Genomic DNA, 9085 nt, shown 5'->3' with positions numbered 1-9085 from the left:
GAGTGCCCAACTGAATGCTGGCAACTAAGATCAAGGGTTGCGCTCGTTGCGGGACTTAACCCAACATCTCACGACACGAGCTGACGACAACCATGCACCACCTGTCACTCTGCCCCCGAAGGGGACGTCCTATCTCTAGGATTGTCAGAGGATGTCAAGACCTGGTAAGGTTCTTCGCGTTGCTTCGAATTAAACCACATGCTCCACCGCTTGTGCGGGCCCCCGTCAATTCCTTTGAGTTTCAGTCTTGCGACCGTACTCCCCAGGCGGAGTGCTTAATGCGTTAGCTGCAGCACTAAGGGGCGGAAACCCCCTAACACTTAGCACTCATCGTTTACGGCGTGGACTACCAGGGTATCTAATCCTGTTCGCTCCCCACGCTTTCGCTCCTCAGCGTCAGTTACAGACCAGAGAGTCGCCTTCGCCACTGGTGTTCCTCCACATCTCTACGCATTTCACCGCTACACGTGGAATTCCACTCTCCTCTTCTGCACTCAAGTTCCCCAGTTTCCAATGACCCTCCCCGGTTGAGCCGGGGGCTTTCACATCAGACTTAAGAAACCGCCTGCGAGCCCTTTACGCCCAATAATTCCGGACAACGCTTGCCACCTACGTATTACCGCGGCTGCTGGCACGTAGTTAGCCGTGGCTTTCTGGTTAGGTACCGTCAAGGTGCCGCCCTATTTGAACGACACTTGTTCTTCCCTAACAACAGAGCTTTACGATCCGAAAACCTTCATCACTCACGCGGCGTTGCTCCGTCAGACTTTCGTCCATTGCGGAAGATTCCCTACTGCTGCCTCCCGTAGGAGTCTGGGCCGTGTCTCAGTCCCAGTGTGGCCGATCACCCTCTCAGGTCGGCTACGCATCGTCGCCTTGGTGAGCCGTTACCTCACCAACTAGCTAATGCGCCGCGGGTCCATCTGTAAGTGGTAGCCGAAGCCACCTTTCATGTCTGAACCATGCGGTTCAAACAACCATCCGGTATTAGCCCCGGTTTCCCGGAGTTATCCCAGTCTTACAGGCAGGTTACCCACGTGTTACTCACCCGTCCGCCGCTAACATCAGGGAGCAAGCTCCCATCTGTCCGCTCGACTTGCATGTATTAGGCACGCCGCCAGCGTTCGTCCTGAGCCAGGATCAAACTCTCCGATAAAGTAGTTTGACTGACTACGCGCATCACTGTGCGATTTATTTAAAACTTTGAATTAACAGGTACGTTTTGTCTTGTTTAGTTTTCAAAGATCATTTCAGCCTCATCTCGAGGCGACTTTTTTAGTATAACATTTCAGCGAGTTGCTGTCAAATGTTTTTTTGTTTTTATTTCTCCGCCGCTGTGAGCTTTTTGTTGAAGCGCATCAGCGACGTTTAATAATATACCATGCCTATAATTCAGCGTCAACACTTTTTTTGAAAGAATATCCTCGATGATATACTTCCTGCCCTTTGGTCTCTATTTGAGATACTTCAACAAAGCCTTTTTCCGTCAGGTAATCAAGCATGACACCAAGATCTTGGGTGAAGTGCACCAGTTCAGGGTGCTGAAGCAATTCTCCAAACTGCCACATTTCTTTTTCTTTCATCACTTGAAAAAGGTGCGCAGAACCGATTTCAGCTTTTGAATGGATGAGAAAATCATTTGCTAAGAATAATAATTCGAGCCTTTTCTCCAAACTTTCATGACTCTCGACAAGTTCGGAATATAGCTTATATACCTGCGGCTCAATGTGACGGACCTGGTTCCAGACTGTCGTTTCGGGATAAAACCCCCGGTCAATCACTTCTATGCGGGCCAAGTGGTGAAGAGCATGCACTACCGCATAATATGCATCCAGAAAATGATCAGCTTCAAAAAACGCTTTTCCTTCTACAAATCTTCTGATCAGCTTGCCGTATTCCATTCCGATCTTTAATTTCCGCTCGGCGAAAGGAAAAGTGCTGAGCCGGTCATTGAGTTCAGATATATATTCATTGCGGTCAAACAGCACTTTGCCGTTGATGATCCAATCTATGACTCTTCTATTGGTCCCAAGCAGAATCCATTCCTGAAGCAGAGCATCCGTTACAATATGTAAAGAAGCGGTTTTTTGTTCGAATTCATAATGCTTTATAAAAAGAGGTTCATCAGCCTGTTTGACAATGACAAGCATGACCGCATCAAAGTTATCCGTGATGGATGATGCTTTACTCCTTCTCTCAATCATAAGGACGGCCAGCGTATCGGGATGACTTGCTCTTTCTTGGTAAATTGGACGGAGAAGATTGTCCATTACGATTCCTCCAATGCGATTGTTTCACTAGCTATTGTTTCTACATTTCTATGATAAAACATGAAAGTCCTTTTTTCTAAACACATTGCACTATTATAACAAATTTCCTTTCAGGTGCCATATTTATTCTTCCCTTTTCTTACGAAAACATGAAGAATATGCCATCTGTTTTGTGCTATAGTTAAACGAGAGGGGGATGGACATGGCGAAATACTCCAGCAAAATTAATAAGATCAGAACGTTTGCGTTAAGTTTGGTTTTCGTTGGGTTTATCATTATGTACATCGGGCTGTTCTTTAAGCAGTCTGTTTTGCTTGCCAGCTTGTTTATGATTCTCGGCCTGCTGTCGATCGGGCTCAGCACCGCCGTTTATTTTTGGATCGGCATGCTGTCCACAAAAGCGATCCGGGTGATGTGCCCCGCTTGCGAGAAAGAAACGAAGATTCTGGGCAGAGTGGATATGTGCATGCATTGCAGAGAGCCGCTCACATTGGATAAAGGATTGGAAGGCAAAGCGTTCGATGAGTCTTATAACAGAAAAAACAGTGTAAAATAAACGAAGCTGACCGTATCAAAGCGGTCAGCTTCGTTTAGTGGTTTTCTTTTTTGGAACATTCTTGGCAGACGCCGTAAATCTCCAAACGGTGGTGGCTTACCTTAAACCCCGTGACGTGAGCCGCAAGCTGTTCTACTTCGTCAAGCCCGGGATAATGGAAGTCTACGATTTTTCCGCAGCTTTCACAAATGGCGTGATAATGGTCAGAGGTGACAAAGTCAAATCTGCTGGACGCATCTCCGTACGTCAGTTCCTTTACAAGCCCCGCTTCCCGGAATACACGCAAATTGTTATACACTGTCGCAACACTCATATTAGGGAATTTCCCTTCCAAGGCTTTATATATATCGTCCGCTGTCGGATGTGCCATAGAATCCACGAGATATTCCAGAATGGCATGACGTTGAGGAGTAATCCGGACTCCCGTATCCTTCAACGTGTCTAAGGCTTCTTTTAATTCATGTGCAGCCATCCGTCATGCACCTCTCTTCTAAAAAAGATTCTTACTTTATAATGTTTATAATTAGTGTACATCTTTTTCCGGTCTCCTGTCAAATGTAATCTGAAGAAAACCCCGTGAGTTCAGCATTTGTCCATTAATTAGACGCAATTTGTTCCAATTCGCGAAGCGCCTCGGCAACGTGATCTTTCACTTTTACCTTTCTCCACTCCTTCACAAGACGGCCTTCTTTATCTAACAAAAAGGTGGATCGCTCGATACCCATATATTCTTTCCCAAAATTCTTCTTCAGCTTCCACACATCAAAAGCTTCCGCCAATTTGTGCTCATCGTCAACGAGGAGCTGGAAAGGAAGATCGTGTTTTTGCTTAAATTTTTCATGTTTGTCACGGCTGTCAGGGCTTACTCCGATGATAACGGCATCAAGTCCCGCGAAACTTTCGTGCTGATCACGGAAATCACATGCTTCCGTCGTGCATCCTGGTGTCATGTCTTTCGGATAAAAATAGAGAACGACATACTTCCCTTTAAAATCCGTCAATGCTACTTCTTCACCGCTGTCATTCACTAATTTCATATCCGGTGCTGTTTGTCCGATTTCAATCGTCATTTCTTATACCTCCGGGTTTTTTATTAAGCGTATCCAATTCACGTAAAGATTACAACCGTTATCCCCCCGCTCTTTTCTGGAAGCATGAACCGTTGTGCTCGCAATGAAGCATGCTACAATAGAACATGATGTAAGGAGATATTAGGAGGGTCATTTTTTGTATACAAAATCAGTTGAACTTCATAAGGAAGCGTTAGAGCATATCGTCGGAGGCGTGAACAGCCCGTCCAGATCCTATAAAGCGGTAGGCGGCGGTTCACCCGTTGCGATGGAAAAAGCGAACGGCGCTTATTTCTGGGATGTAGACGGGAATCAGTATATCGATTATTTAGCGGCTTACGGCCCGATTATTACCGGACATGCCCATCCGCATATTACTGAAGCGATTAAAACAGCGGCTGAAAACGGCGTGCTGTACGGGACGCCGACCAAACATGAGGTCACTTTCGCCAAAATGCTGAAGGAGGCCATTCCTTCACTTGATAAAGTACGATTCGTAAACTCAGGCACTGAAGCGGTGATGACAACGATCCGGGTTGCACGCGCTTATACAGGCCGGACAAAAATCATTAAATTCGCCGGCTGCTATCACGGCCATTCTGATCTCGTACTTGTCGCTGCGGGTTCCGGTCCGTCTACGCTCGGCACTCCTGATTCCGCCGGCGTGCCGAAAAGCATCGCCAATGAGGTGATTACCGTTCCTTTCAATGATATTGAAAGCTACAAAGCCGCGCTGGATAAATGGGGTTCAGAAATTGCAGCGGTTCTCGTCGAGCCGATCGTCGGCAACTTCGGCATCGTTGAACCTGAAGAAGGATTTTTAGAACAGGTAAATGAATTGACCCATAAAGCGGGCGCGCTCGTCATTTATGATGAAGTGATCACGGCGTTCCGTTTTATGTACGGAGGCGCGCAGGATCTTCTTCAAGTGAAGCCTGATTTAACGGCGCTCGGTAAAATTATCGGGGGCGGCCTGCCGATCGGCGCTTACGGAGGCAAAAAAGAGATCATGGAGCAGGTTGCTCCGCTCGGCCCGGCATATCAAGCCGGCACGATGGCCGGAAACCCGGCATCTATCCTATCAGGCATCGCCTGCCTGGAAGTGCTGAAGGAAGAAGGCGTTTATGAGCGGCTTGATGAGCTCGGCGCCAGACTTGAGCACGGCATTCTCGCCCATGCGGAGACACACGGCATTACCATCACCGTCAACCGTTTAAAAGGCGCGCTCACGGTTTACTTCACTGATGAAAAGATCGTCAATTACGAGCAGGCGGAAAATACGGACGGAGAAGCATTCGCCAAGTTCTTCAAGCTGATGCTTGAGCGCGGCATCAATCTCGCTCCATCGAAGTATGAAGCTTGGTTTATCACAACCGCACATACTGAAGAGGATATCGACGCCACTTTACAAGCCGTTGAAGATGCGTTCAGACATATGAAAAAATAACTGCTGAAACAAGCGGGAGCCCGGGGCTTCCGCTTTTTCTTTTTGTCCGATTTGTGAGATAATGGTTTTTTCAAAAAAAGACCTTGAATAATTGGTATGATCCCTGTATATTACTTTATTGTTTAGCAAATCAGCCGACAGGGAAATGTAAGTGTCAGCCGTTCGTTCGGCACATAATTTATTAGAGAAAGGAATGCACGCACAAACCAATGAAACTTGGTGCCCGCATTTTCAAAACAGGGATTGCGATTACGCTCGCGCTCTACTTAGCATCATGGATCGGACTTCCGTCGCCGATCTTTGCCGGGATTGCAGCTATATTTGCCATACAGCCCTCTATTTACAGGTCTTTTCTTATCATTATTGATCAGGTTCAGGCAAATATCATCGGCGCTGTCATCGCTACGGCATTCGGACTGATTTTCGGACCGAGTCCGATTATGATCGGATTGACCGCAGTGATTGTCATCACGATCATGTTAAAACTGAAAATTGAACACACCATTTCGATTGCGCTCGTGACGGTTATCGCAATTTTAGAAACACCGGGAAACAGCTTCCTGACGTTCGCTCTGATACGAACAAGCACCGTTATTTTAGGCGTGCTGTCTTCTTTTATTGTGAACCTTGTGTTTCTTCCGCCGAAATACGAAACGAAGCTGACTCATCATACGGTTGAATATACCGATGAGATCATGAAATGGATCAGGCTGACGATGCGTCAGTCCACGGAACACTCGATATTGAAAGAGGATATTGAGAAGCTGAAGGAAAAGATGATGAAGCTTGATCATACGTACCTTCTTTATAAAGAGGAGAGAAGCTACTTTAAGAAAACGACGTATGTAAAGTCGCGCAAGCTTGTATTGTTCAGACAGGCGATTATTACGGCGAATCGGGCGCTTGATACGCTGAAAAAGCTGCACCGCTATGAAAACGAGATTTATCATATGCCGGAGGAATTTCAGGAGACGCTGACAGAAGAAATTGATTATCTGCTTCATTGGCACGAAAGGATTCTGATGCGGACGGTCGGCAAGATCAAACCGCATGATGACGATGCTGAAGAAAGCATAAGATATAAACAGCTTTTGACGAAGTCTTTCTTGAAAAATCAGCAGAACTGCGAGGATGAACTGCTTGATTACAATATGCTCAGCATTATGGCTGCGGTTGCGGAATACCGCGAGCAGCTGGAACATCTTGATACACTGATTACGAGTTTCCAGACATACCACCCGAAAGACAGCGAATTAGAAACAGACGATGATGAGTAACCCGGTGCTCTAGATAACCGGGTTTTTTTGCATTTTAAAAAAACGTATGCCGCCCATTCGGACGGCATACGTTTTGTATCAGTTCAAATTCTGAATCGTAAATAAGTGTCTGTACTGGCCGCCTTGGGCCATTAATTCCTCGTGCGTGCCGGTTTCGACGACGGCGCCGTTTTCCATGACGACAATTTTATCCGCGTGCGTAATCGTGGACAGCCTGTGGGCGACGATAAAAGTCGTCCGGTTTTTCGCAAGCTTTTCCATCGCTTCCTGAATGTAGTGTTCACTTTCAAGATCAAGAGCCGATGTCGCTTCATCCAAGATTAACAGCGGCGGATTTTTTAAGAATACACGCGCGATGGAAATCCGCTGTTTCTGCCCGCCTGACAATTTGACGCCCCGTTCGCCGACTTTGGTTTCATAACCTTCGGGGAAATTCATAATAAATTCATGGGCATTTGCCGCTTTCGCAGCCGCAACCACCTCATCCAGAGACGCTCCCGGTTTACCGATGGCGATATTTTCACGAATCGTCTCACTGAACAGAAACGTATCCTGAAGCACCATTCCGACTTGATTGCGGAGGCTTCTCGCTTCATAATCGCGAATATCTGTGCCGTCAATCAGCAGGCTGCCGCCGGATACATCATAAAAACGCGGTATGAGGCTGACAAGCGTCGATTTACCGCCGCCGCTCATCCCGACGAGCGCGACGGTTTCCCCTTTTGTCACCTTTAAGGAAACGTCCTGCAAAATCGTTTCTTTTCCTTCCTCATAACGGAACGAGACATTTCGGAATTCAACTTCGCCTTTAATGCCGTCAGCTTTTACTGCATTCGGTTTATCAGTCAGTTCATACGGCTCGTCGATAAATTCAAATATGCGGTCCATTGAAGCGATCGACTGGGTCAGCGTCGTCGATGAGTTGATCAATCTTCTGACCGGATTGTACATTCTGTCAATATAGCCGACGAACGCAACCATCGTCCCTACCGTCAGCGGACCGTTTATGACAAAATAACCCGCAAACGCGATAACAAGCAGCGGCGCCAAATCCGTAATGGTATTCACGACTGCAAACGTTTTTGCGTTCCAATTCGTATGACGGATCGCTCTGTCCAGAAAATGTCCGTTTTTTTCATCAAAATTGGCTTGTTCATAATCTTCAATGGCAAAACTTCTGATGACGGGCATCCCCTGAACTCGTTCGTGCAAATGTCCCTGAACTTGGGCGAGTGCTTGAGAACGCTCCCGTGTCAGTTTTCGGAGACGGCCGTAAAAGTATTTCACTGAAATTCCGTATAACGGAAACAAAATGACAGATATCAATGTCAGCTTAACATCGAGTGTAAACATAATGCAGATGACGATCAGCACCGTCATCATATCAAGCCAGATATTCATCAGTCCCGTTATGACAAAGTCTTTTGTCTGTTCGACATCATTTATCACCCGGGAAATGACTTCGCCCGTTCTCGTGTTGGCATAAAACCTCAGGCTCAATTTTTGAATATGATCAAACAATACTCCCCTGATATCATAGAGCACCCGGCTGCCCGTCCATTGCGCGAAGTATTGCCGATAGTACTCTACCGGGGGACGCAGAATTAAAAACAGCACGAACATGATGCCCATTATCGTGAATAGCGATGATGTTTTAGCGCTTGCCGTTCCGCTCCCTTGAATAATGTCATCGACCACGTATTTTAACAGCAGCGGGAGAGCCAGCGGGATGGAGAATTTTATGATGCCGATTAACACTGTGATAAAAATTTGTTTTTTATAAGGTTTTACAAAATGCATATAGCGTCTGATTACGCCCACACTTTATCCCCCTCTCTCTTTAAGGCGTGTGAGCCCATGTGAAAAACCTGTTGACACCCCAACAGGTTTTTTATTGTATTCTTTATTTTGTATAGCGCAGATACCGTTCATACCACATATCAACAAATTCCGGAGCAAACGGTCCTTTCCGCTGATGAATCCAGTGCAGCAGCGTATTCAGATACTCCTTCAGAATGCTGTCGATCTCTTTAGGGTAATTCATTGATTTGCGGTGGTCATCGTATTCATCCTCGTCAAGAATGTTATACGTCATATCCGGAAACACCTTGACATCCAAATCGTAATCAATATATTTGATGGCCTCTCCGTCATAAGCGAACGGCGAGCTGATGTTGCAATAATAGTGTACCCCGTCATCTCTCAGCATTCCGATGACGTTAAACCACTGACGGGCATGAAAGTAGCAGATCGCCGGTTCTCTCGTCACCCACGTCCGTCCGTCGGATTCCGTCACCATTGTCCGGTCGTTGGCTCCGATGATACACAATTCCGTACTTTTTAAAATCGTCGTTTCATTCCAAATTCGATGAAGCAGCCCGTTATGCTTATAGCTGTGAATTTGAATGGTTTCTCCTTCCTTGGGATATCCCATATTTCTCCCCTACTTTCTGTAAAGCCCTGCA

The 9085-nt window shown here is 46.4% G+C and carries 8 protein-coding genes and 1 rRNA gene (1 of these 9 running past the window's edge); 3 read left to right on the top strand and 6 right to left on the bottom strand.

The window, feature by feature from the left end; genetic code table 11:
- Both JNUCC21_RS04375 and JNUCC21_RS04370 read right to left on the bottom strand, forming a co-directional pair.
- Positions 1 to 1156, bottom strand: a 16S ribosomal RNA gene (locus tag JNUCC21_RS04375); it reaches 394 nt to the left of the window's first position.
- Between the two features lie 229 nt (positions 1157 to 1385).
- On the bottom strand, positions 1386 to 2270 hold the full coding sequence (locus JNUCC21_RS04370) for a nucleotidyltransferase-like protein (protein WP_007610197.1): 885 nt from the start codon (positions 2268 to 2270) through the stop codon (positions 1386 to 1388).
- Positions 2271 to 2472: 202 nt separating this feature from the next.
- Here JNUCC21_RS04370 and JNUCC21_RS04365 point away from each other — a divergent pair, with 202 nt between their 5' ends.
- The gene (locus JNUCC21_RS04365) at positions 2473 to 2826 is read left to right on the top strand and encodes a YgzB family protein (protein ID WP_077721967.1); all 354 of its coding nucleotides are present in this window, start codon (positions 2473 to 2475) and stop codon (positions 2824 to 2826) included.
- A 34-nt stretch (positions 2827 to 2860) separates the two neighbouring features.
- On the opposite strand, the gene perR is transcribed toward JNUCC21_RS04365, so the two are convergent.
- Entirely contained in the window at positions 2861 to 3298 is a 438-nt protein-coding gene (gene perR / locus JNUCC21_RS04360) for a peroxide-responsive transcriptional repressor PerR (RefSeq protein ID WP_003155465.1), read from the bottom strand.
- Between the two features lie 124 nt (positions 3299 to 3422).
- Positions 3423 to 3896: a thioredoxin-dependent thiol peroxidase gene (bcp, locus tag JNUCC21_RS04355; protein ID WP_003155466.1), complete on the bottom strand. Its 474-nt coding sequence runs from the start codon at positions 3894 to 3896 to the stop codon at positions 3423 to 3425.
- Positions 3897 to 4053: 157 nt separating this feature from the next.
- Between bcp and JNUCC21_RS04350 the strand changes: the two genes are divergently transcribed.
- Both JNUCC21_RS04350 and JNUCC21_RS04345 read left to right on the top strand, forming a co-directional pair.
- Positions 4054 to 5343: a glutamate-1-semialdehyde 2,1-aminomutase gene (locus JNUCC21_RS04350; protein WP_053104685.1), complete on the top strand. Its 1290-nt coding sequence runs from the start codon at positions 4054 to 4056 to the stop codon at positions 5341 to 5343.
- Positions 5344 to 5552: 209 nt separating this feature from the next.
- Positions 5553 to 6620, top strand: a complete 1068-nt coding sequence (locus tag JNUCC21_RS04345; RefSeq protein WP_007408566.1) for an aromatic acid exporter family protein — start codon at positions 5553 to 5555, stop codon at positions 6618 to 6620.
- A gap of 78 nt (positions 6621 to 6698) precedes the next feature.
- Here JNUCC21_RS04345 and JNUCC21_RS04340 read toward each other — a convergent pair whose 3' ends face one another.
- Positions 6699 to 8441, bottom strand: coding sequence for an ABC transporter ATP-binding protein (locus JNUCC21_RS04340; protein WP_369878592.1), 1743 nt, complete (start codon positions 8439 to 8441; stop codon positions 6699 to 6701).
- Positions 8442 to 8523: 82 nt separating this feature from the next.
- Positions 8524 to 9054, bottom strand: coding sequence for a DUF402 domain-containing protein (locus JNUCC21_RS04335; RefSeq protein ID WP_003155475.1), 531 nt, complete (start codon positions 9052 to 9054; stop codon positions 8524 to 8526).
- Positions 9055 to 9085 lie beyond the last annotated feature (31 nt).

It is taken from the genome of Bacillus sp. JNUCC-21 (genome assembly GCF_041222765.1).
Taxonomy (GTDB): Bacteria; Bacillota; Bacilli; order Bacillales; family Bacillaceae; genus Bacillus; species Bacillus velezensis.
Note: the sequence above shows the minus strand (reverse complement) of the source record. Positions and strands in the feature narration are given on the sequence as shown.